The organism is Archangium minus, assembly GCF_044360475.1.
Lineage (GTDB): Bacteria > Myxococcota > Myxococcia > Myxococcales > Myxococcaceae > Archangium > Archangium minus.
In genome coordinates, this window is the sequence record NZ_CP043494.1 from 6,237,414 (window position 1) to 6,260,117 (window position 22,704).

A 22,704-nucleotide genomic window follows, 5' to 3' on the forward strand; every position below is an offset into this window, starting at 1 on the left:
GCTCGGTGCGCATGAGCATGAACGCAAACGAGCGCGCGGCGCTCTCCCTGATGGGGTTGTCCACGGGGGACGCCTTCGGGGATCAGTTCTTCCGCCTGGGAGCGCAGGAGGAGCAGTTCATCGCCCAGAGGACGGCTCCGCCTGGGCCGTGGCCCTATTCGGATGACACCGAGATGGCCCTGTCGGTGGTCGCCATGCTGCGGCGGCACGGGACTATTGAGCAGGACCGGCTCGCACCACCGGTGCAGAGCGCATTCCCCCGTCCTGGCTCGCGGCCCGAGAGCCGTTGCCCGACGGGTCCTCCAGCTAGGGCCATCGACACGGCACCGGTGGAGGGAGAACGACGAAGGGCTCACTCATCGCGGCCGTGAGCTCCTCGGGAGTGATCACCCCTGCATCGCGCAGTCGCGTCAGAACGAAGTCGCGGCGTTTCACGGCTCGCGCCGGGTTGCAGGCGGGCTCATCGCGTGACGGACTCCGCAGTAGACCTGCGAGCATCCCAACCTGGGCGACTGTCAGCTCCGAGGGGCGCTTGCCGAAGTACGTCGCCGCTGCTGCCTCGACACCGCGCGCGCCTCGGCCGAAGTACCCCCAGCCGGCGAGATACCGCTTCAATTCGGACTCAGTGGCGTGGCGCGAGAGCCACACGGCGACCGCCCCGGTGACGAGGTGGTGCTCCAGGTTTCGCATCCTGCGCTCCTGGCTCTGGTGCACGAGCAGCCACGCGACCCGGGTCACCGCATGCCTGCCCGGTGACGCCCGCTCCTCTTTCTCGAGGGCGTTCGCGAAGTAGTTGCCCGCCCACAACGCGCGAACTCCAGCACCCGGCGCCTCTCCAGACGCCAGCCAGAGCGCCTGCAGCATCATCGGAGGCGCCCCTTGCTCCGGAGGCTCCGGCAGCGCTTCCGCCGGAAGGCCATACAGGTATAACAGTTCGAAGCCCCAGACCGGAGACATCAGGGCCAGTCCCAGCACTCCCGCGATGAGCCACCGTGCCTTTCGTCCCAGAGCCATCCGCCCTCCGGCACGATCTCCTGTGCAGGGTCCTTGCCAACTCCTATCCCGGCGCCCTCAGATGTTGATGCGGGAGCTGACCGTCTTGATGTCCATACCCAGTGCGGCGAACTCGGCCGCGTGGGCGCGGAGCAGCGTCACGAGCCGCGGATGCACGTCGTCCTCCTCGTTGGCCAGGATGAATCCGTAGTTGGTCTTGGACAGCATCCAGGAGATCCAGAGCATCTCGGTTGCCTCGTCCGGCGGCGGGGCGACGTCCGGATCCTCCTCGGCCACCAGGACTCCTCCCTTTCCCCAGCGGAGCCCTAGGCTGGTGTACAGCACCTCGCCTGCGTCTTCCCATTGGAGGTTGTTGGCCCAGGCATGCCGGAACGTGGCGAAGAAGATGACGTAACGGCAGAGCTGCTTGAGCGCATCGACCTCCCCGGGCGCAGGGCTGTCGGTATGGGTTATCGCGCTGACGGCCTTCGGTGGCGGCTTCGTGGCCTTCTCGTCCAGGTCCATGCGCTCGGAGCGCACGAACCACGGAGCGTCCTTCCCCGACACCCGCGCCTGTAGATAGCGGCACACGAAGGCAGGCACCGAATGGGCCACGAGGTCGTCCGAGAAGCGGTGAACCTCCCGCCAGTGCGCCTCCACCGCGCTGCCGTGCTCGGCGAAGAAGGCGTCGATGTGCGCCCCGAGCAGTCGCCAGAAGAGCTGTGCGGCGTGGGCATAGCGGTGCCCTTCACACACAGGCGCCGCGGGCGCGAAGCCCTTCCAGTCGTAGCTGCCCAGCAGGTGTTGCAGTCGCGTCTCAATTCCCCGCTCGGTCAACGCACTGGCCCGGGTGATGTACCCCTTCGGCCCGATCAGGAATCCGCTGGCGGAGTGATTGATCAGGACCACCTCACGCAGGTGGGGCATGAGCAGCCAGCGGAGGGGGTTCTGCCTCAGGTTCCGGTGCGCGGCGATGGCGTACTGCTCGACATTGAGGTGACACTGCCCGAGGTGGTTGCCCAGCTCGGTGTCCAGCGTCGCGCTCACTCGGGCCATGCGCTTGGCGGCCTCCCAGTGGGCGCCATCCGCTGGTGTGAAAGTCCGGCGTGTCACAGGTGAGCCGGGAGCTGTCGCGCCTGGCTCCCGCAGCCCCAGGATGATGCGGACGGGCAGCAGCTGGCCGTCCACCAGCCGCAACCGCACATCCACATCCGGGAGGCAGTGGACGCCGTCCTGTTCGTAGGCGTTCCAGGGGAAATAGAGCCGGAAGGAATGGGGATCGCCGGGGACCTCGGGATCGCGGTCCAAGATGGTCGAGAACATTCCATTGAGGAACCGTTCGCCGAAGAAGGCGTCGCTCCGGGAAGAGCCCGGCGCTTGTCGCTCCATGCGGACGGTCAACGGCTCGGGGTAGTCGGCCTGCACCTGGGCCAGGCTCGGAGGATGACCCAGGTTTATCTGGAGGAGATGCTGGCGCTTGATGAGCTCGATGGGGGCGACCGCCTTCAGCATCGCGAGAGAACGCCCCGGGGCATAGGCGGTGGGCGGAGTGCCTTCCTCGGTGACGAGCAGCCGGGCCAGCGGCGCCGTCGGATCGTATTCCCAGTAGGGCAGCCGGAGGGCGCCGAAGTCGTATTGGAGTCCGCCGTGGTTGTCGGGGCCCCGCTCCGAGCCGATGCGCCGCCAGGTCTCCACCACCCGCCCATCCTTGCGGAAGGTGTGCTGGGGTTCGAAGAAGCGAAGCTCCAGATCGGGCAGATCTCCCACACCCGCGTCGGCGGGATCGTAGCGGATCGCGAAGTACCCATCGTGATCCGTGAAGCCCTCGCCCAGGAAGTCATCCGGAGCGCCGGGATCTCGATCCCACAGTTCGACCTTGAGGTGGTGCAGCGGGATGGGACCCTGGGGGCCGTCATGCTCGAAGAGCAGGCGCCCGGTGGCGACGGCGGGCAGGGTGGCGGGATCCCGGGTCGCTCGGGGGCGGCGGACACGTGAGGCCAGCTCGCGGCTGACGGCAACACGCTCCTCGGGGGGGAGGCTCGAGTACCACCTGGCCAGCTCTTCGGGAGCGAGGAGGTCCGGTTCGACGTCCCGAGCCTTGAAGCCCAGAGACGACAGAAATCGGCGGAGTGCTGAATGCATACGTGTCGCACTTGCTAACCCTGTTCCGCGGGCATCTCGTTGAATGAAGGTGCCTCTGGCCTGTTTTTCGTCGCGAGCTGCTGGAATTGACACGTCAATGACGCGTCAACGGCTCCGTTGACACGTCCATTGCGAGCAGGTGCGTCACCGCACTGGAAGTGTTAAGCTTCACTTCGTGGAATCACTCACAATCCTTCGTCTTCTCCTGGCCGTCCTGGCCTTCGGGCTGGGGCTGTTGGGCTTCTTCAAGGCTCCTCTGGGTTCTCTTTGGAAACCCGCCGTGGCCGCGACCGAGTGGGGCCACGTGCTGGCCATTGGCCCACTCCTCGTGTTGCTGCTGCCCGGTGGGGTGGGAGCCAGCGATCGCATCGCGTCTGTCCTGGCGGTGCTCGCCGCGTTGCTCCTGCTCTCCTCGTTGGGCCGGGCCTTCGGATATGTGAGGGGGTTGGAGGTGAGCTTCGCGCGGGCCTTTGGTCCCATCCAGGCCCGTGGGCTCCCCGGGGCTCCTGCGCGACCCGCGCCTCTCGTCCCGGGCGATCTCCTCTCGGTCTCCACTCCCGCGGTGGTTCCCACCCGGCACCTCTATCGGGAGCTCGATGGCCATGCGCTGCACCTGGACCTGTACCGGAGCGCCGATGCATCCCAACCCCAGCCGCTCGTGGTGGTGATCCACGGGGGCTCCTGGAACAGCGGGGACAGCACCCAGCTCGGTTGGCTGAACGGCTATCTCGCCTCCCGCGGCCTCACCGTCGCGGCGATCAACTACCGGCTCGCGCCACGCCACTCGTTCCCGGCCCAGCCCGAGGACGTGCTGGCTGCCTTGAAGTGGCTGCAAGAGAATGCCTCCCGCTTGGGGAGCGATCCCTCTCGCATCGCGTTGCTCGGGCGCTCCGCTGGAGGCCAGCTCGCGCTGCTCGCGGCCTACACCGCCCGGGATCCGGCGATCCGCGCGGTCGTCGGGCTGTATCCGCCCACGGACCTCAACTGGGGTTGGGACAACCCCACCAACCCCCTGGTGATGGACAGTCCCAAGACCTTGAGGGAATACCTCGGAGGCACGCCGGCCCAGGTCCAGGAGCGCTTCGACGCCGCTTCACCCGTTCGGTTCGTGAATCCGGGTACACCTCCCACGCTGCTGATCCACGGGACCCGGGATGAACTGGTCCCTGCCGAGCACAGTCGGCGTCTCGTCCAGCAACTGGAACAGGCGCGCGTTCCCCATCTGTGGATCGAGCTCCCGTGGGCCACGCATGGCTGCGACGCCAACCCGGCCGGCCCGGGAGGACAGATCACCACCTGGGCCGTGGAGCGCTTCCTCACCGCCGCGTTCCAGGACGCTCCGCTGAAGGCAGCCGCTACCAGCAGCACGGCTCGCGGCGACTCCAGGCTCAGCTCCCGGGGCGTGGTGGACGATTGAAGGGACGAGATGTCGAGCGAGGGGGACATCGGAAACCTCCGCGTGGAGACGCCACATCACGTTGGAGAAGAATCGGCGGATTCGTGAGCACCCCTCCGGTCGGGGACAGTCGCGATTGACCTGCCCTATCAGCCAGCATAAGGGCAAATGGTTGGACGCTCCCTTGTTCGGCACGAATAATCGCCACGTGAAAACGACAGCCGCCTGGAAGCTCATGGCGATAAGCTTCGGCTTCCTCCTAGTCTCTTGCGGTACGAGCCGCGCCTCTCTCCCCACCCGTACGAGCGCCCAGGAGCTTTCCCGCTCCGTGCTCATCCTCGAGAAGACTCGGCATGGGCAGGTCACCCACTCGTGGGAGCCCCTGAGCAGCTTCGACCTGTCGCGGTTACCCTACTGGGTGAGCGCTGGCTCCGTGGAAGGCCCCATCGTCCGCGCCGCGTGGACTCGCGACTGCGAGGAAGAGCTGGATGCCTGCATGGACATGTGCTTGAAATCTCTCAGGGGCCGCAATTGGAGCCACTCGAACAAAGGCTCGAAAGATGAGACATGTCGCGGCAGATGCAGACCCGCCTATATTGACTGCTGCAAGCTCCGCGAACAGGCCGAAGCCCTGAAATTCCCAGCTGCCGACAAAGCCGTTGCCTGGTTGAAGCAGCACCACGAAGAACTGGTGGTGGGGACCGTGGTCGTAATCGCTGGAGTGACTTTCGTCGCGGCAGTCGTGGGAAGCGCAGGCACCGCGCTGGTCCTCGTGCCAGCCATCCTGATGGTGTCATCTGAGACGCCTTTGGTCCCCCAGCTCGCGGAGGTGAAGCCATGACGTCCCGGCGCTCTCGGTACGATTTGTACGACACACAAGAAGCGATTGGGAAACTATGGAGCAAGCATCCATCTTCTGAACATAGACAGCTTCTGGGACTGGCAAGAGATGCGCTCCTCTTCGTCTACGTGACTGGCCAACTGTATCGCTTCGAGGAGTTCCGCAACAGCCTCGTGACTGGCTCTCGCCCGCCACCCGACTCCTTCGAACCACTTCGAAGTGACTTCGCGAGTCTCGAGGAACGACTGAACAGCACGAGGGAGCTCCTCACGAAGCTCCGCGATGAGGCCGACTCCACCAGAGAGGAGGAAGTGCTCCAGGTTGTTGTGGACATCCTCCAGTTCATCTCCTCGACCGGGCAGCACCCGTCATTCAGTGAGTACCTCGAGCACCTCACGGCGGATGCGCCTCCGTATGCCATTGACTCGTTCGCGACGAAGGAGGAGGCGGAAGCCTGGCTGAGACATCATCCCAATCCTCCTGATTTCGCTCATGTACTGGTCGCGAACACCTATCACGACGTGGTGTATGACCGCGAAGCGAACTTCCGTCGCCTGCCGCGCTCTCGCATGCTCGAATACCACCTCGCTGGGCTAAAGCGGAGGGCGCCACCCGCCGCCGTCGCGTCCTTCGCCACTCTCGAGGAAGCAGAGGCATGGCTGAGGGCACAACCCGAGCCCGCCAGATGGGCGTGGGTGTCCATCGCGGGTGAGCCCTACCTCGCGGTATATCACCCCAACATCAACCACCGGGCCCTCTACCCGCTCTCCATGTCCGAGGGTTACGAGGTGGAGCCCGACGAACCAGAGAGCTGATGCACACCACCGCAGGCTCCAGCAGGCGCAGGCGCCGGACCTCGCAGTCCACCTTGGCCCGCACGCCCAGCGGCACGATGCACTTGGTGGAGACACTCACGGGTGGCGCACGCGTGGCAGTTTGCCTAGATGGGGGTCATGGCCCCTGTCACCTTTCGCATCGCCACCGCCGCCGACCTTCCCACCATCCTCGCGCTGCTCGCGGATGACGCGATTGCGCGCTCACGCACGGGCTACGTCGCGGAGCCGACCCCGAGCGTGCGCGCCGCCTTCGACGAGATTACCGCCGACCCGAACAACGAGCTCGTCGTCGGAGAGCTCGCGGGCGAGGTCATCGCCACGCTCCAGCTCACGTACATCCCCGGCCTGAGCCGGGGCGGGATGCGCCGCGCGCTGGTGGAGGCGGTGCGCGTGCGCTCGGACCTGCGGGGCCAGCGCATCGGTGAGCAACTGATGGAGGATGCGATGACCCGCGCCCGGGCCCGTGGCTGCGGGATGATGCAACTCACCACCGACAAGCGCCGCACCGACGCCCATCGTTTCTACGCACGGCTGGGCTTCGAGGCGAGCCACGAAGGCATGAAGCGCGCGCTTTGAGCCCGCGCTTCCATGCGTGTCCTCCACGCACTACCGCGCTGAGTCCCGGGCTGGGGCTGGAGCGGCTGTGCCGCTACGCACAGGTGGCCGGCCTCTGAGAGGCCGTCCAGTTCTAATCCCGGCTTCGTCGCAGCTCGAAACCGGCGGTGGTGTCGCCGGGATCGGTCTGGACGAAGGTCATCTTGTGGGGTAGCGAGGGAGGAGAGCCAGGCGCTGGCTGCGACGGTGGAGGAGCCGAAGAAGGTGAGGCGGCCGCGGGCCCTGGTCGCGAGTGGCGGGGGCGCGGAGCGCTCTGCTCGTCGGGAGCGCCTCATGCACCGGGGATGCCGAGATAGACGCCCGGCTCGGCGGACAGACCCTGCTTGACGTTGCGACTCACCTCGTCAGCGAGGATCTCTTCCCTACCGGCTTCGAGCGCATCGAGCGTCAGGCGCACCACCTCGGTGGGGTTGGACTTCGGCGCGTTGACGCCGTGGGCCACACCTCTCACGTCAGTCGATGAGCCCATGGGCTCGGAACATCCGCGCCAGGATGTCACGGATGACCGGTTGCTTGCGCTGGTTGTAGTCCATCACCATGCCGCCCTCCGAGTTGATCTGCTCCGCCGACGCGAACTTCGCCGCGGCGTACAGCTCGCGATCCTCCGGGTGGGCGATGAGCCAGTCCCGCAGCATGCGGTGCCGGATGGCCTCCGGGCAATCGGGGCTCCAGATGTGGATGTTCGCGGGCGGCGAGTCGCTGCGAGCGAACCGGTGCTCGTGGAAGACCCGCTCCCGGAACAGCACAGGGAAGCCTGCGACCTCCAGGGCCGGGCGGTAGGCGTCCTCGTCCCTCGAGTCGGGAACGGTGAGATCGATGTCGATGATCGGCTTGGCAGGCATGCCCGGCACCGAGGTGGAGCCGACGTGCTCGAGCGAGAGGGCGACGTCGCCGAGCGCAGCGCGGATGCGCGCGGCGAGCTCCTCGAATGCATCGGGCCAAGCCGGGTCGTACGGCACCACCTCGATGTGCTCGATCTTCGGCGGGGGAACGAAGTACTCGACGCCGTTCGGGTCGTACTCGTGGTTGCGGACGATCTCTGCTGCGCTGGCCATGGCGACCGAGTGTAGTGAGCGCCTGCTTCTTCGAGAAGACGCGGCTTTCGAGCGTGTACGGTCCGCCCGCGGGACATTCGTCCGATCGACCTTCCGCGCGCAATCGCCACGGTCGCGACGACCGCGGTGCTGGCGGGGCTCTCGGTCGCGGCGGTGCGCTGGACGTGTTCGCTCAGCGGCAGATAACGAGCTCGGGGTACAGCGGCGAGGGCGTGTCCAGCAGTGGCTGCGGCTTGCCGAGCAGGTGCTGGTCGAAGAACGCGTTGACGTAGGCCCGGGTGATGGCCTGGGTGCGCTCCCCGGTGGTGCTCGCGCCGATGTCGATGCCGAGCTGGTCCGCGACCAGCCCGATGTCGGTGAACGACGCGTGCACCGTGCCTGCCACCTCGAGCCAGCGCTTCCACCCGGTCATCTGCTGCCAGTCCCGTTCCCAGTACGTGTTCACGCCGGGCTGGCACAGGGTGGGCGTGAGCTGGTGGCTCAGGAACATGAACGGCCGGGACAGCCCGGGGGCGAGGAGCGGGGTGTCCGTGTCGCCGTCGATGTCAATTCCGGCCCGGATGCGGGACTCGTTGACCATGGTGGGAATGGTGCTCGCGCCACCCACGGAGTGGCCGGCCATCCCGATGCGGGAGGGATCGATCAGGTACGCGCCACGCCACTTCGGGCGCGGCCCGGTCAGGGTGTCCAGCACGAACGACACGTCGGCCGCCCGGCCCTGCTCCAGCTTCTGCCAGAACTCCGGGTCGTGCGGTATGTCGCACGAGGCACACCCGGTGACGTGCCCGTCGGGGAAGCTGGTGGCGAGAGTCTCGTAGGTGTGGTCGACCACCGCCACGACGTAGCCGTGGCTCGCCAGGTCCTCGGCCAGTGAGCCGAGCGTGGCACGGGGCTTTTTGTAGCCCGGCGACAGCACGACGAGCGGCAGGCTGTGCGCGCAACCGGCCGGCCACGCATCGCGGACGGAGTTGGTCCGCGTCGTGCTCAGCAGCTCGGGTGGCACGTCGGGGATGCCAGTGTCCGCGAGCAGTGCCGCCGACTCCGCCGGGGTCATGTACTGCGCCTTCGGACCGTTCGCCCAGGTCGCCGGGTAGAAGAGGGAGACCATCAACTCCCGGTAGTTCACCGATGGCACCCACGGGTCGGGGCGCGAGGTGTCCTTCAGGTGCAGGGAGGTGGTGCCGACCGGCTGGTGGCCGGTGGGTCTGGGGAGGTGGGGCGCCGTGTCCGCCGTGGCGGGCGATGCAAACAGGGCAAGGAACAGCACGGTAGCGGCCGTGAGACGAGGCATGGGTGTCATTTCCTTCAGGAAAGGTGGCGGTGGTACCGCACCTGCCGGACCCGCTGCTGGTACGGCAAAGGCAGGCATCCGCTCGTGGAACACCGGCCCCGCCTCGAACAGTCACCGGCCCTTCGTCTTGCGGTCGCCGGAACCGGCCCCCCAAGCTGCGGCCCCCTTCTGTGGCCCGCCTCGGCCCCTCTGCTCCTATGCCACTCTGTGGTGGGACTACAGACTACTTGCTGCTAGCGGTCTGCCCGGGAGCGGCCGACGTCTCGGAATGTAGCGACCGTCCGTGCGTGCGCATCCAGGCTGCGATCGATTCCAGAGCGCCGAGCAGTTGGCGAGCCACGTGGGTGGCCTCGTATTCGACGCGTGGCGGCATTTCAGGATAGACCGTGCGGAGGACCAGCCCACGTGTCTCGAGCAGTCTGAGTTGTTTGGTGAGTTCCTTCTGTGTGATCGGGCGGGCCGCTCGCTGCAACTCACGGAAACGCACGGGCCCGCCGTTGATGATGAGGCGGTAGAGCAGGGGGATCGCCCACTTCCCTGAAACCAGGGTCACGAACTCGACGAGCGGGCATGGCTCGGGCAGTGGGTTCGCTTCTGTGACGGAGGCCTTGCGTGCTGGCGTGTTCATGTCGAGGGCGTGGTATACAAAAGGTGCCTACTATACAAAGAATACCCTGCCTTCTAAATGAGCGTTGTCCCATGCTCAATAGGAGGACAAATGGCCGAACCCCTTTGTGACCTTGTGCTGGATCGGGTGTTTCGCAAAGCTCGCACCTTCAACAGCTTCACCGACCGCCCTGTCGACGAAGCAACCCTCCGCGCGCTGCATGAGCTCTGGAAATGGGGACCCACATCGACGAACCAGCAACCCCTCCGTGTCGTCTGGTGCGTCAGCGACGCGGCGAAATCCACGCTGGCGGCGCTCTGCGCTCCCGGGAATGCCAAGAAGGTGCTCGACGCGCCGGTGAGCGCTGTGCTCGGCATGGAAACGAACTTCGTCCACTATCTGCCCCGGGTGTTCCCACACACTGACGCGCGCGGATGGTATGGCGACAATCGGAGGCTCATCGAAGAGTCCGCGTTTCGCAATTCCTCGCTTCAGGCCGCCTATTTCATCATCGCGGCTCGGTTGCTCGGCCTGGACACCAACCCGATGTCCGGCTTCGACGAGGAGAAGGTCAACGAGGCCTTTTTCGCGGGAACGACCTCGCGGGTGAACTTCATTACAACGCTGGGCTATGGCGATCCCGCCACGCTCTACCCACGCGGTCCGCGGCTTGAATTCGAGGAGACGAACCTGATCCGATAGGGACGCACTACCCCGTTCCCGGTAAGCGGGTGATGGAGTCTCCATCAACAACAGCCACCACATCTGGCTCGACCATCTGCGCATCCGCTAGGTCAGCGATGGTTACGCGGACGTCACTGGCACGGGTGGTCAGGCCCTGGTTGAAGGCAACTCCTTCAACAACTCGAGGTATCCCCACTGGCGCGATGGTGGCTACATGAGCGCGAGCTCGAACAGCTACGCGGGAACGTCGACGGGGAGCTCTCAGAGGCGTGATACCGGCGACAGCGTTCTCCGGGACGTCAGTTGGTACAGCTATTCGCTCGACAGCGCCAGTAGCATCCCGAGCAACGTCACGGGCAATGTCGGGCCGCGCAAGCTCGACTGAGCGCGACGCATGAGGTGGCAGACTCTGTGATGGCTCACAGGGCCGGAAAGCGAGCATGGCCCCCGAACTGTCTTGAGGCCTGCTCCAGGAGACCTCCCGCCGCTGGGCGCGGCGGGAGTCCTTCCGGCGTCAGTTGTCGCCGATGAAGTAGCTGAGGTGCGGCGGCTGGTTGTAGGCGGTGTTCTGCCAGGCGACGCCGAGCCGGTACACCGGATCGTGCATCAGCGTGACGTAGCGGTAGTTGGACGAGTAGGGCGAGGAATAGATGCGCAGCGCCGTGCTGTCGGTGGTCCGAACGATCAGCTCCTCACGCCAGTCACCGAGGATGTCGGCGCTGAGCACCGGGTTGGCCTTGGTGCTGTTATTGGACGCGGTGCCCGAGGGCGAGAGCAACGTCGAGAGCGTCTGCTCCGTGTAGTTCCACTTGCTGATGGTGACGCCGTCGAGCAGCTCGCGCTGCTTGTCTCCATCCCACCAGATGGCGAAGTTCATCGGGCCGGGGCGCGTGCCAATGTTCTGGCCGGTGGAGTTGTAGAGCGTGCTCGAGTTGGACGCCCACGCCTCGGCGCCGGGGTGGCGCGGATCGATGTCGGCCGAGATGCCGCGGCCGACATCGCTGGAGGCGGAACTCGTCCAGATGCGCTGGCCGGTGCGCGCGTCGAGCATCGCGGCGCCGATGCCGCCGTTGCTGCCCGGGCTCTCATGGACACCGAACCGTTCGAGGCCGGGGCGCGACGGGATGAGATCAGAGACGTGCATCGCGTCGCCATGGCCGAGGCCACTGCTCCACAGCCGCGCGCCGTTGTCGTCCAAGGCCATGGCGCCGTACAGGATTTCATCGCGGCCGTCGCCATCGACGTCGGCGATGCTGAGCTGATGGTTGCCCTGGCCGGCATAGCGTGAGTCGCCGAGCGCCCGGCTGTCGAACAGCCAGCGCTGGGTGAGCGAGCCGTTGCGGAAGTCCCAGGCGGTGACGGTGGTGCGGGTGTAGTACCCGCGCGCCATGATGATGCTGGGACGGCTGCCATCGAGATAGGCGGTGGCGGCGAGGAAGCGGTCGACGCGGTTGCCGTAGTTGTCGCCCCAGATGCTGTTGAGCTGGCTTGACGAAGGATTCTGCGTGTCGGGGTGGCGCGGCACGACGTAGTTGACGGTGGACAGCGCGCGGCCGGTGGTGCCTTCGAACACGGTGAGGAATTCGGGGCCGGCGAGGACGTAGCCCGCGCTGTTGCGATGGTCCGCGCTCGCATTGCCGATGACGCGGCCCTGGCCGTCGACGGTGCCGTCGGCGGTCTTCATCACGACCTCGGCACGGCCGTTGCCGTCATAGTCGAACACCTGGAACTGCGTGTAGTGCGCGCCCGCGCGGATGTTGCGGCCGAGGTCGATCCGCCACAGCCGGGTGCCGTTCAATTGATAGGCGTCGATGTAGACATTGCCGGTGTAGCCCGATTGGCTGTTGTCCTTGGCGTTGGTCGGGTCCCACTTCAGCACGAGCTCGTACTGGCCATCGCCATTGAGATCGCCGACGCTCCCGTCGTTCGCCACATATGTGTAGGCGACGCCGTCGGGCGTGGTGCCGCCGGCGGGCTTCTGCAGTGGAATGTTGAGATAGCCGCCAGACCAGATCGCGGCTGCGGGGGAGGCCACCTGCTCGCTGCCGTTCACGACCGCGCGAACGGTGTAGGTGGAGCTCGACGTGCCCCGCGTGTCACGCATGTTGGTGCGGTCGGTGAGCGGATCCGTCGTGAGCCTGGTGCCATCGCGGTAGACGTGGAAGCCGACGCCGGCCGGGTCTGTGGCCAGCAGGCGCCAGGAGACCAGGGTGCCGCCGTTCGAAGCGGGCACGGCAACGACGCCGCGTCCAAGCGTCTCACGCTGGTATTGGGCGGTGGAGGGGGTGGCAATACCAACGATCGCGGCGCCTGCCAGCAGGCAAGCGGCGCGGCCAAACAGGAGATGTCTGAGCATGATAGGGGTCCACTTCAGGAGCACGTTCCAGGACTTCGTTCTGCTCACCGGGCTGGAAGTGTCGCGGCATATGGCGGCCCAGGTGCCTCCGCCAGGGTTGAAACCTCTCGCAATGCATGCCCTCAATAGACAAAGGGCCATCCCTGGGAGTCGTAACCGATGAGGTTGATCCCCAGAGTGGGCGCACCTCTGTCCGTGTAGTAGTGATCGACCGACGTCTTGAGCTGCAAATTGGGTCCCGTGGACACGGCCAGGTACGTCCCCGCCGGGGTCTTGACCATGGATGGATCGTGGATGCCGATGTCGCCGGTGACGCGTCCGGGATTCGGGTACGCGGCCAGTGGGTCCGCGAGGGGGGCCTCGGTCGCGGCCATTGTCAGGGAGGCCGTGGTGAGAACCGCCAGAACCGCAAAACTGTTTTTCCTGGTCATCCCCGCATTGTTAGCGTTCTCATGGCGGCAAAGCAATGCTCCCCCCCCAAGCAGATGTGAGCGCTCACATTCGGACTCCACGCCCAAATACCCCACGGTCGTTGGTGTTTGGCACCGGACAGTGCCATGAAGGACGCCGCTCCCCCCCCCCGAGGTCAGCCGCGCCAGGCGGAGGCCGAGCGGAAAATCCCACCCCGCGTGAGCGGATGACTCGTGACAGCCATTTCCTGACTCGTGTCAGCAGGGCCTTCCAAGCCCTTCAATCCCTGACGGCGCGGTGCATCATGGCCAAATCGCGCCGGGTCTAGGGCAGCGCGTCATGAGACAGTTTCCCTGCTCCTTCGGGTTTGTCATTGCACGCGGGTTTCATCCGTTGGTACCTTCACCAACGCCCCAGGATGTGAGCGCTCACAATTTAACTGGAGACACGGATGTTCAGCGTCCCCCACGCCTTCCCCGCATCGCCTCGCTGGCCTCCGCGTTGATCGCTCACTGAGTGGCAACCCCTCCCATGCTCCTCGGAGCACGACCCCCAACGCAGGTGAGAGAAACGACATGAAATCAATCGGCTCCATGGTGGTGGCAGTCGCGATGGGTGCGCTCGCGCTCATGCTTGGCGCGTGTACAAAGGACAAGGCGACCATCGGCGTATCGATGCCCACCAAGTCCTCGGCCCGCTGGATCGATGATGGCAACAACATGGTCAAGGCCCTCGAGGCGAAGGGCTACAAGGTCGATCTGCAATACGCGGAGGACGACATCCCGAATCAACTCGCCCAGATCGAGAACATGCTCACCAAGGGCGCCAAGGTGCTGGTGATCGCCGCCATCGACGGCACCACCCTGTCCAACGCGCTGCAGCAGGCGGCCGATCAGGGCATCAAGGTCATCGCCTATGATCGCTTGATTCGCGACTCGAAGAACGTCGACTACTACGCCACCTTCGACAACTTCCAGGTGGGGGTGCTCCAGGGCGGCTATATCGAAAAGGCGCTCGGCCTGAAGGAGGGCAAGGGCCCCTTCAACATCGAGCTCTTCGGCGGCTCGCCCGACGACAACAACGCGTTCTTCTTCTACAACGGCGCCATGTCCGTGCTCGAACCGTACATCCAGAGCGGCAAGCTCGTGGTGCGCTCGGGGCAGGTGGGAATGGACAAGGTCTCGACCCTGCGCTGGGACGGCGCCGTCGCCCAGGCCCGCATGGACAACCTGCTGAGCGCCTACTACGCCGACAAGCGCGTGGACGCCGTCCTCTCTCCCTATGATGGTCTGAGTATCGGCATCCTCTCCTCACTCAAGGGCGTGGGCTATGGAACCCCGAAGCAGCCCATGCCCATCGTGACGGGCCAGGACGCGGAGGTGCCTTCCGTGAAGTCCATCCTCGCCAGGGAGCAGACGTCCACGGTGTTCAAGGACACCCGCGAGCTCGCCCGGGTCACGGCCAACATGGTGGATGCCCTCCTCACCGGGAAGACGGTCGAGGTGAACGACACCCAGACCTACAACAACGGGGTGAAGATCGTGCCCTCCTACCTGCTCAAGCCCGTGAGCATCGACGCCACCAACTGGAAGCAGGTCCTCGTCGATGGCGGCTACTACAAGGAGAGCCAACTCAAGTAGGCCGAGACGCACGGGGCCATTCCCTCCCACCAGGACTTCTTCATGACCGCTGTGCTCGAAATGCGGGGAATCACCAAGACGTTTCCCGGCGTGCGTGCGCTCCACGACGTCCACCTCACGGTCCAGGCCGGCGAAATCCATGCGTTGATCGGCGAGAACGGCGCGGGCAAGTCCACCCTCATGAAGGTGCTGAGCGGCGTCCATCCGCATGGCACCTATTCGGGACAACTCCTCTTCGAGGGCGAGGAGCGGCGCTTCTCGGGCATCTCGGACAGCGAGAAGCTCGGCATCATCATCATCCATCAGGAGCTCGCCCTCGTCCCCCTGCTGTCGATCGCCGAGAACATCTTCCTCGGCAACGAGCAGGCGGAGCACGGCGTCATCGACTGGTCCGTGACCCATGTGCGCACCCGGCAACTGCTCGAGCAGGTCGGACTCCGGGAGTCCCCCGACACGCTCGTGACCGAGCTCGGCGTTGGCAAGCAGCAGCTCGTGGAGATAGCCAAGGCCCTGGCCAAGGAGGTCAAACTGCTCATCCTCGATGAGCCGACCGCGAGTCTGAATGAAAGCGACAGCAGCGCTCTGCTCGACCTGTTGCTGCGGTTCAAGGAGCGGGGCATCACCTCCATCCTCATCTCCCACAAGTTGAACGAAATCACCCGGGTCGCGGACTCGATCACGGTGCTGCGCGATGGAGCGACCATCGAAACCCTGGACTGCCGCCGCGAGCCGGTCAGCGAGGACCGGATCATCCAGGGCATGGTCGGCCGGGGCATGGCGGACCGCTATCCCAAACGAGACCGGGCTCCGGGCGAGGTGCTCCTCGAGGTGGAGGGCTGGACGGCCCATCACCCGGTCCATCCCGCGCGGCGGGTCGTCAAGGATGTCTCCCTGACGCTGCGCCGCGGGGAGATTCTTGGAATCGCCGGTCTGATGGGAGCGGGCCGGACCGAGTTCGCGATGAGTCTGTTCGGCCGCACCTACGGCCGTGACATCCGCGGGCGCGTGCGCGTCGAGGGCCGGGAGGTCGACGTCAGCACGGTGGAGAAGGCCATCCGCCATGGAATCGCTTACGTGACCGAGGACCGGAAGACCTATGGTCTGATCCTCTCCGAGGACATCCGCAAGAATGTGACGCTCGCCCATCTGGACGGGGTGTCGCGCTTCCAAGTCATCGACGAGGTGCGGGAGCTCGCGGTCGCGAACGAGTACCGGGAGCGGCTGCGGATCCGCTCCTCGAGCATCTATCAGGAGACCTTGAATCTCTCGGGCGGCAATCAGCAGAAGGTGGTGCTCAGCCGCTGGCTCTTCGCCAATCCGAAGGTGTTGATCCTCGACGAGCCGACCCGAGGCATCGACGTGGGGGCCAAGTATGAGATCTACACGATCATCAACGAGCTCGCCCAGACGGGCAAGGGCGTGCTGCTGATCTCCTCCGAGATGCCGGAGCTGCTCGGCATGTGCGACCGGATCCTCGTGATGTGCGAAGGCGCGCTCGTGGCGGAGTTCACGGCCGAGCAGGCGTCACAAGAGAAGATCATGCAGGCCATCATGCGCAAGGGAGCACACTGACGATGGATACCGGGCTGACCCAAGAATCCCAAGCGTTGCGGACCGCCCCGCGTCCGCATCCCTCCGCGCGAAGCTTCCTCAAGGCTCATTTCCGTGACTACGGCATGCTCCTGGCGCTGCTGGTGATCATGCTGTTCTTCCAGATCTCCACCGGGGGAACGCTCCTCAAGCCGCTCAACCTGACGAACCTGGTACTGCAGAACAGTTACATCGTCATCATGGCGCTGGGCATGCTGCTCGTGATCGTCTCCGGGCACATCGACCTCTCCGTCGGCTCGGTGGTCGGATTCGTCGGGGGCCTCGCGGCGGTGCTGATGGTCGAGTACGACCTGCCCTTCTTGCCGACGATGGGACTCTGCCTGGCGGTGGGCGGGCTCATCGGTGGGCTCCAGGGTTACTGGGTCGCCTACCTGCGCGTGCCTTCGTTCATCGTGACGCTCGCGGGCATGCTCGTCTTCCGGGGGCTGCAGCTCGTGCTGCTCGGGGGCCGGTCCGTTGGTCCCTTCTCCACCGGGTTCCAGAAGCTGAGCTCTGGCTTCATCCCCGACGTGTTCGGCGGGGAGACACTCAACGTCACGTGCTTGCTCCTGGGGGCCGCGACCGCGGCCGCGAGCCTGTGGGGGGGCATTCGCCAGCGCCGCCAACAGCAGCAGCATGGGCTCGAGACGGCGCCCTTCGCCCTGTTCGCGTTCAAGAACGGGCTGCTCGCCGCGCTCGTCCTGTCCTTCTGTCATCTGCTCGCCACCTACCGCGGCCTGCCGAACGTGCTCCTGATCATGTCCCTGCTGGTCGCCCTGTATGGCTTCGTGACGAACCGCACCGTGATGGGACGGCGCATCTACGCCCTCGGCGGCAACGAGAAGGCCGCGAAACTCTCCGGCATCAAGACCGAACGGCTCACCCTGCTGGCCTTCGTCAACATGGGAGTGCTCGCGGCACTCGCCGGCCTCATCTTCGCGGCGCGCCTCAACACCGCGACCCCGAAGGCGGGCCTCGGCTTCGAGCTGGATGTGATCGCCGCCTGCTTCATCGGCGGGGCCTCGGCCGCTGGTGGCTTCGGCAAGGTCACGGGCGCGGTCATCGGCGCGTTGATCATGGGCGTGATGAACAACGGCATGTCGATCCTCGGCATCGGCATCGACTACCAGCAGATCATCAAGGGGCTCGTGCTCCTCGCCGCCGTGTCGGTCGATGTCTACAATCGCAAGAAGTAGAGGGCGGTAGAGCTAGTCCCAGCCCCTGAGCGCGACGCGCACGCCCCGGAGCCACCGGTCCAGCTCCTGGCGGCGCAGGGTGGCGAACACCCGGCCGCCCACGATGGAGAGGCCGGTGAGCGTCATCACCCCGAAGCCGATGCGATGGTCCCTCAACCCGGCGTGGACGAGCGTGGCCGCCACGTCCAGTGTGAGGAACAGCGTCCCCAGGGCCAGGTAGGCGCGGATGTGCAGCACCATGCCAGCCGCCACGCCCAGCAGGCACGCCGCGCCGAACACGAAGGCATAAGTGCCATCCGCCGCCTGGCCTACCTGCAGTGTCAGCTTCGCCGCCGCGGGCACGTACAGCAGCAGGCCACCCAGGATGCGCACTGCGTTCCTCGCCGCTCGCGGCAGGCTGCGCGTGAAGAGCTGGCCCAGCATCAACAGCAGCAGCCCGAGCGGCGCCAGGTAGATTTCAATGCCCTCCATGTCCAGGGAGAGCGCGCCGATGAGCAGCGCCACGTTGCAGGCGGTGGCCGCGAGCGAGCCAAACAGCCGGCTGCGCTCCACCGCGCCCAGGGCTGCGTACAGGAGGCCCGAGCCACCCGCCAGCAGCGCGGCCTCCTGCGTGGCCTCGCCGGGCAGCACCAGCGCCATGCCCACGGGCAGCAACGCCGCGAACCGGCGGGTAGCCTGCTCCACCGGTGGAACCCCCGCGCGCCGCGCCAACACCGTCACGCCCACCAGCACGAAGCCGAGCGCCAGCGCGAAGAGGGCATCATGCTCGGGGCGCAGCTCCCTGGCGTAGAGCGCCCTCACGAGCGCGTACACGCCCACCACCGCCACCTGCACGAAGTACACGTGCCGGCCGGTCATCTCCCGCCACGCGCAGTGCAGCGACACCGCCACCGCCAGGGCGATGGCCGAGCCCGCCAGCGGGAGTGCCCACTCGTCCGGCGTGCTCATCCAGGCCGCCACCAGCGCGAGCAGCCCACCCGTGGCGATGAGCCACAAGTCCCTGCCCCAGGCGAGCCCCCGCGCGAGGTCCTCGCGTCCCTCCCGAAGCCAGCGGTTGGCCGCATGCGCGAGCGCCGCCGCTCCCGCCACGCAGAGCGCCAGGGCTGGGCCGTGCCGCGTGAGAAGGGCCGAGTAGCTTGGCTCCGTCGCGCCCGCCACGAGTGCTACCGAGAGGCCCGTTAGCGCGGCGAGCCCCGCCAGCGTCGTGGCCCATCCTGCGCCCAGCCGTGCCAGTGCGCCCTTCCACTGGGCCGCGCCGATGAACAGCGTGGCGGCGATGAGCGCCGTGGTGAGTGGGAGGGCAGGGGACTGCATCCAGTCTCCGGCGAGGCCGTACACGCCCGAGAGCAGGAGTTTGAGAACGGCCACCTCTGGGTGGGTCGAGCCACCGCTGGCCAGCGCGTACACCCCCGCGTTCAGGGCGTAGAACAGGGCACCGAACTGGGCACGCGCGCGAGCCCGGCCTTCGTCGAGCCCCCGCCAGCGGGCCACCCACGGGCTCAGCGCCACCACGCCCAGCCCCACGAGGGCGAGCAGGGGGCCCGGCCAGGCACCGACGGTGGGCTCGCGATGGGCCAGGGCGTGGATGACCAGGAGGAGGCCAAGGCCTGGCACCAGATGCCCCTGGGGCCGGGCTCGGACCACGAGCAGCAGCAACCCGGCGCCGAGGGTGAGCACGGCGGCCCCCAGCCCGGGCTGGAAGAACGCCGCCGCGAAGACGAGCCCCGCTGCGATGCCCGACCAGCGGTGCAGCGCCCGGAGGAGTCCCGGGCCGAAGGTGTGGATTCCTGGCACCAGCCCCGCGCCGGCATACGCGAGCCCCGCGGCGGCGATTCCCACGAAGGCCCGGTACCACAACTGAGGCACCGTCTCCCCGGGGCCCAGCCACGACCCGGACGCGAGCCAGTGGCCGCTCTGGGCTGCCTCCAGGAATTCGGCGCGCACCCACTGCCCACCCGGATGACTCGCCGCCACCAGCGCATGTCCGAGCACGGTGCGGTGGACGGCCCACAGCGCGGCCCCCGGGAGCCCCAGGAGCAACCCCAGGTTGGCGAGCACCGAAGCCCGGAAGGAGAAGGCGAGCAGTAGCACCAGGAGCGCGGCCCCCAGGAGCAGGAGCGGAGGCACCACCGTCAGCGCGCGGGAGAGGAGGGGCCCACCGGTGCTCCACGCACTCACCGAGAGCACCACGGCCAGCGCGGCCACACCGGCGTGCGGGACGAGGTGGTAGAGACGGCCGTGACGCTCGTTCTCCAGACGGTGTCCGAGCCATGGACCGAAGCGTCGGGTGGCGAGCGCCAGCAGCCAGAGGCCCACGCCGATGAGCGGAAGGCGCAGGGCGCTCATGTCGGGCGGGAGCGGGCGTCCCGCGCGGTTGATCATCGCCGTGAGGGCAATGAAGAGGCCCGCGGAGGCGAGCACCCCCACCGAGCCGCGCAGGCGCCACGTGACGAAGCCGCGCGAGAGGAAGGCGAGCACCGCGCTCCCCGTGAGCAGGGCACCCGCGAGCACTGCCGGGGATCGCTGGGCCTCGTCCGGGTGCCGCAGCCAGAACAGGAGGACGATGAGGGTGAAGGCGACTCCTACGGCCGATACGGCGGCGAAGCCATCGGTGTAGAGCGGGCGTCCTGACTCGGGGAAGGGCAACCGGAGCCACCCGAGCAGCCGCCGGCCTCTCGGGGCCGGAGTGGACGCCTCGCTCTCGCGTCCCCTCAGTGCCGCAATGGCGCAGAGGCCGAGCGTCAGGCCTGCGAAGAGCAGGGCACGCTCTCCTTGCTGCGGGATGTCGCGTTGCAGGAAGAACTGCAAGACCGAGTGCGCGAGTCCCCAGGCCACCAAGGTGCTGACGATCCGGCTGCGATCCCGTCTCACACGCAGCAGCAGGAGCACCGAGGCGAGCACGGTCGGCGCGCAGCCAATCATGAGCGACAGGGAGAACTCGTCGGGATAGGCGAAGCGCCGCGGCAAGAAGGGCGGCCCGTGGAAGCTGATGTCCACTCGGGGGAGGGCGAGCAGGAGCGTCAGCGTGGCCACGCCGAGCGAGAGGTCATCCAGGGGCAGCAGTTCGTCGCTCTTTCCCTTCCGGCGCATCCACGCGTCCTGGAGGAGCCCCGCCACGCCGTAGAGCGCCGCCGCCAAGGTGAGCACGGACAGCAGCGCCCAGTCCCTCGCCTCTACGCCCGTGGCGTCGATGACGCCGAAGGTCCCGAAGACGACGGCGATCCCCCCCAGGTAATGCAGGGCCCGCCAGCGGTACCCGCCCGTGAGGTGCGCGGCCAGGGCCACCAGCACGCCCGCGGCGACCGCCGGCCACCCTGAGTCCGAGCCCGAAGATGTGGACGCGTACGAGGTCAGCGGCAGCGACGCCAGCGAGAGCGCCCCGCCCCAGGCCAGCAGCCACAGGCCGAAGGATCTCTGGGAGTTCAGACGGGCGACGAACATCAGCCCCGCTCCCACGGCGGCAACTCCCACCATCCACCCACCCGGCTCGGCGGGGCTCACCAGACGCGCCAGCAGGACGCCAGCCAGGGCGAGGGCCAGCACGGCCGGATGGACGAGCGCGCGGCGCCGGGGCTCGAGCACGAAGAAAGCCAGCGCCCCCGCCACCGGCGTGAGGGCCGAGGCGAGGTCCACCCCGGGCGCCAACCCGGGCTGTACGGAGAAGGCCGCGAGCGCCGCTGCGAGCACTCCACTGGCCAGCACCGCGTGCGCGAGTGTCTCCACCACGGGCGCCGCTTGGGGATGGGCTTCACGCGTCGATGGCTGGCTCGCCACACCCGCGACCACCGCGGCGAGCGCCATCGCCCAGAGCGTCATCCCGGCGAAGAGCGGGCTCCCCGGGGAGAGGGCCTCGAAGCCGGACGGTGCACTCGCGACGGCGAAGACGGCCAGGGCGGCTGCGCCATAGAGGCTCGTGGTGAGGACGGAGAGCCCGGCTCGGGCTTCCTCCCGGCGGGCGCGCCACGCCGAGGCCCCGAAGGCTGCCACACCGGCGAAGGCACAGAGGGTGCGCGTCCAGGGTGCCTCCTCCAGCCCCATCAAGGGCAGTCCGGCCAGCAGCGAGGGGAGCAGCGCCACCCCAAGCGACACCGTGGAGGCTCCATACAGCAGGCGTCCCGTGGGCCTCAGGGTGAGCAGGGCCAGTGCGGCGACTCCGGCCGAGGCAGGCGCCCCCAACGCTGGGGACAGTCCCACCAGGGAGGAGAGGGCGACGAAGACGACGGGCAACAGCGCGATGCCGATGCTCGCGAGCACCCGTCCCGCCGAGGCCGAGCGCCTGGCGAGGAGCACGCCGAGCCCGATGAAGGCCGCGTGGTAGGCGAAGAGGGCGCCCGTGACGAGCAGCTGCCGCGGCACGCCCCCGAGCGCGCGCCAGGCTTCGCGCACGCCCATGAGGGAGCCGCCGAGCACCAGCACCGCGCCGAGGAACCACCACACGTACTCGTGCAGCTTGGGCGCCGCGCCGCTCGCGGAGTCATCCAGCGCCACCATGGCATCCAGCCCGCCCCCGAGCGCGCCCGCATCCACGCGCTGGAAGAGCGCCTGCCCCGAGTCAGACGCCAGCCCGATGCCTTCCTCCCCGGTGTGCGACTGGGGTGTGGCCTCGCGCTCGCGCTCCTCTCGTGCCGCGTTCTCCAGCGCCTGGAAGAACGCCTGTCCCCACGTGGGGCGCCAGTCCTCGAGCTGCTCGAGCTTCCCGGCGAGCGCGTTGGCCTTCTGCTCCAGCGTGCTCGCGTCCTCGAGCAGCGGCACCGCGACGACGGCGCTCGCGGCGGAGGCACCCGAGAGGGACTCGGTGAGCTGGGAAGCGGTGGACGGATCCAGCAGCCGCGTGGCCTGCCAGTCGGCGATCCGCCGCTTCAGCTTCTCCTGGACGAGCCTGTCCAGGTGGGACCGCGTCGCGGGCTCGAGCCTGGCGCCGCAGTTCGGACAGGTGCCGAGGGTCTCGCCCTCGCGTAGCTCGGCACAGCTCAGGCAGATCATCGGGGTCCCCATTACAGGGGGAGACTAGGCTGTTTTGCTTCTCTCGCGGTAGCCGCACTCCAAGCTGC

The 22,704-nt window shown here is 67.2% G+C and carries 18 protein-coding genes; 9 read left to right on the top strand and 9 right to left on the bottom strand.

Annotated elements, in window-relative coordinates:
- Nucleotides 1-306 precede the first annotated feature (306 nt).
- Complete coding sequence (locus F0U60_RS25305) at nucleotides 307-867, bottom strand: transglycosylase domain-containing protein (protein ID WP_395824254.1); 561 nt, start codon at nucleotides 865-867, stop codon at nucleotides 307-309.
- A gap of 204 nt (nucleotides 868-1,071) precedes the next feature.
- Nucleotides 1,072-3,135 carry a lipoxygenase family protein gene (locus tag F0U60_RS25310; protein WP_395824257.1) on the bottom strand — a complete coding sequence of 688 codons (2,064 nt, stop codon included), beginning with the start codon at nucleotides 3,133-3,135 and terminating at the stop codon, nucleotides 1,072-1,074.
- A gap of 175 nt (nucleotides 3,136-3,310) precedes the next feature.
- On the opposite strand from F0U60_RS25310, the gene F0U60_RS25315 reads away from it, so the two are divergent.
- The 4 genes from F0U60_RS25315 (at nucleotide 3,311) to F0U60_RS25330 (ending at nucleotide 6,784) form a co-directional block, all read left to right on the top strand.
- Nucleotides 3,311-4,552, top strand: coding sequence for an alpha/beta hydrolase fold domain-containing protein (locus F0U60_RS25315; RefSeq protein ID WP_395824260.1), 1,242 nt, complete (start codon nucleotides 3,311-3,313; stop codon nucleotides 4,550-4,552).
- Nucleotides 4,553-4,739: 187 nt separating this feature from the next.
- Nucleotides 4,740-5,372: a hypothetical protein gene (locus F0U60_RS25320; protein ID WP_395824263.1), complete on the top strand. Its 633-nt coding sequence runs from the start codon at nucleotides 4,740-4,742 to the stop codon at nucleotides 5,370-5,372.
- On the top strand, nucleotides 5,369-6,187 hold the full coding sequence (locus F0U60_RS25325; protein WP_395824265.1) for a hypothetical protein: 819 nt from the start codon (nucleotides 5,369-5,371) through the stop codon (nucleotides 6,185-6,187). Before F0U60_RS25320 ends, F0U60_RS25325 begins: the two co-directional genes overlap by 4 nt.
- Nucleotides 6,188-6,325: 138 nt before the next feature.
- Nucleotides 6,326-6,784: a GNAT family N-acetyltransferase gene (locus F0U60_RS25330; RefSeq protein WP_395824268.1), complete on the top strand. Its 459-nt coding sequence runs from the start codon at nucleotides 6,326-6,328 to the stop codon at nucleotides 6,782-6,784.
- A gap of 310 nt (nucleotides 6,785-7,094) precedes the next feature.
- On the opposite strand, the gene F0U60_RS25335 is transcribed toward F0U60_RS25330, so the two are convergent.
- The 4 genes from F0U60_RS25335 to F0U60_RS25350 all read right to left on the bottom strand — a co-directional run bounded on the left by F0U60_RS25335 (nucleotide 7,095) and on the right by F0U60_RS25350 (nucleotide 9,797).
- Nucleotides 7,095-7,292, bottom strand: a complete 198-nt coding sequence (locus F0U60_RS25335; RefSeq protein WP_395824272.1) for a hypothetical protein — start codon at nucleotides 7,290-7,292, stop codon at nucleotides 7,095-7,097.
- Nucleotides 7,276-7,878 (bottom strand): GrpB family protein, encoded by a 603-nt coding sequence (locus F0U60_RS25340; RefSeq protein ID WP_395824275.1) that lies wholly within the window; start codon nucleotides 7,876-7,878, stop codon nucleotides 7,276-7,278. Before F0U60_RS25340 ends, F0U60_RS25335 begins: the two co-directional genes overlap by 17 nt.
- Nucleotides 7,879-8,050: 172 nt before the next feature.
- Nucleotides 8,051-9,169: an alpha/beta hydrolase family protein gene (locus F0U60_RS25345; protein ID WP_395824278.1), complete on the bottom strand. Its 1,119-nt coding sequence runs from the start codon at nucleotides 9,167-9,169 to the stop codon at nucleotides 8,051-8,053.
- A 223-nt stretch (nucleotides 9,170-9,392) separates the two neighbouring features.
- Complete coding sequence (locus F0U60_RS25350) at nucleotides 9,393-9,797, bottom strand: winged helix-turn-helix transcriptional regulator (protein ID WP_395824281.1); 405 nt, start codon at nucleotides 9,795-9,797, stop codon at nucleotides 9,393-9,395.
- 90 nt (nucleotides 9,798-9,887) lie between these two features.
- Between F0U60_RS25350 and F0U60_RS25355 the strand changes: the two genes are divergently transcribed.
- Nucleotides 9,888-10,478, top strand: coding sequence for a malonic semialdehyde reductase (locus F0U60_RS25355; RefSeq protein WP_395824283.1), 591 nt, complete (start codon nucleotides 9,888-9,890; stop codon nucleotides 10,476-10,478).
- Nucleotides 10,479-10,674: 196 nt separating this feature from the next.
- Nucleotides 10,675-10,845 (top strand): hypothetical protein, encoded by a 171-nt coding sequence (locus F0U60_RS25360; protein WP_395824286.1) that lies wholly within the window; start codon nucleotides 10,675-10,677, stop codon nucleotides 10,843-10,845.
- A 129-nt stretch (nucleotides 10,846-10,974) separates the two neighbouring features.
- On the opposite strand, the gene F0U60_RS25365 is transcribed toward F0U60_RS25360, so the two are convergent.
- Together F0U60_RS25365 and F0U60_RS25370 are read right to left on the bottom strand one after the other, a co-directional pair.
- Nucleotides 10,975-12,816, bottom strand: coding sequence for a rhamnogalacturonan lyase (locus F0U60_RS25365; protein WP_395824289.1), 1,842 nt, complete (start codon nucleotides 12,814-12,816; stop codon nucleotides 10,975-10,977).
- A gap of 122 nt (nucleotides 12,817-12,938) precedes the next feature.
- Nucleotides 12,939-13,190 carry a hypothetical protein gene (locus F0U60_RS25370; protein ID WP_395824291.1) on the bottom strand — a complete coding sequence of 84 codons (252 nt, stop codon included), beginning with the start codon at nucleotides 13,188-13,190 and terminating at the stop codon, nucleotides 12,939-12,941.
- 612 nt (nucleotides 13,191-13,802) lie between these two features.
- Between F0U60_RS25370 and chvE the strand changes: the two genes are divergently transcribed.
- The 3 genes from chvE to mmsB are packed head-to-tail and all read left to right on the top strand — an operon-like array spanning nucleotide 13,803 to nucleotide 17,653.
- Nucleotides 13,803-14,867, top strand: coding sequence for a multiple monosaccharide ABC transporter substrate-binding protein (gene chvE / locus F0U60_RS25375; RefSeq protein WP_395824294.1), 1,065 nt, complete (start codon nucleotides 13,803-13,805; stop codon nucleotides 14,865-14,867).
- A gap of 42 nt (nucleotides 14,868-14,909) precedes the next feature.
- Entirely contained in the window at nucleotides 14,910-16,439 is a 1,530-nt protein-coding gene (mmsA, locus tag F0U60_RS25380) for a multiple monosaccharide ABC transporter ATP-binding protein (RefSeq protein WP_395824297.1), read from the top strand.
- A 2-nt stretch (nucleotides 16,440-16,441) separates the two neighbouring features.
- Nucleotides 16,442-17,653 (top strand): multiple monosaccharide ABC transporter permease, encoded by a 1,212-nt coding sequence (gene mmsB, locus F0U60_RS25385; protein ID WP_395824300.1) that lies wholly within the window; start codon nucleotides 16,442-16,444, stop codon nucleotides 17,651-17,653.
- Between the two features lie 12 nt (nucleotides 17,654-17,665).
- Here mmsB and F0U60_RS25390 read toward each other — a convergent pair whose 3' ends face one another.
- Nucleotides 17,666-22,636, bottom strand: a complete 4,971-nt coding sequence (locus F0U60_RS25390; protein WP_395824303.1) for a hypothetical protein — start codon at nucleotides 22,634-22,636, stop codon at nucleotides 17,666-17,668.
- Nucleotides 22,637-22,704: the final 68 nt, after the last annotated feature.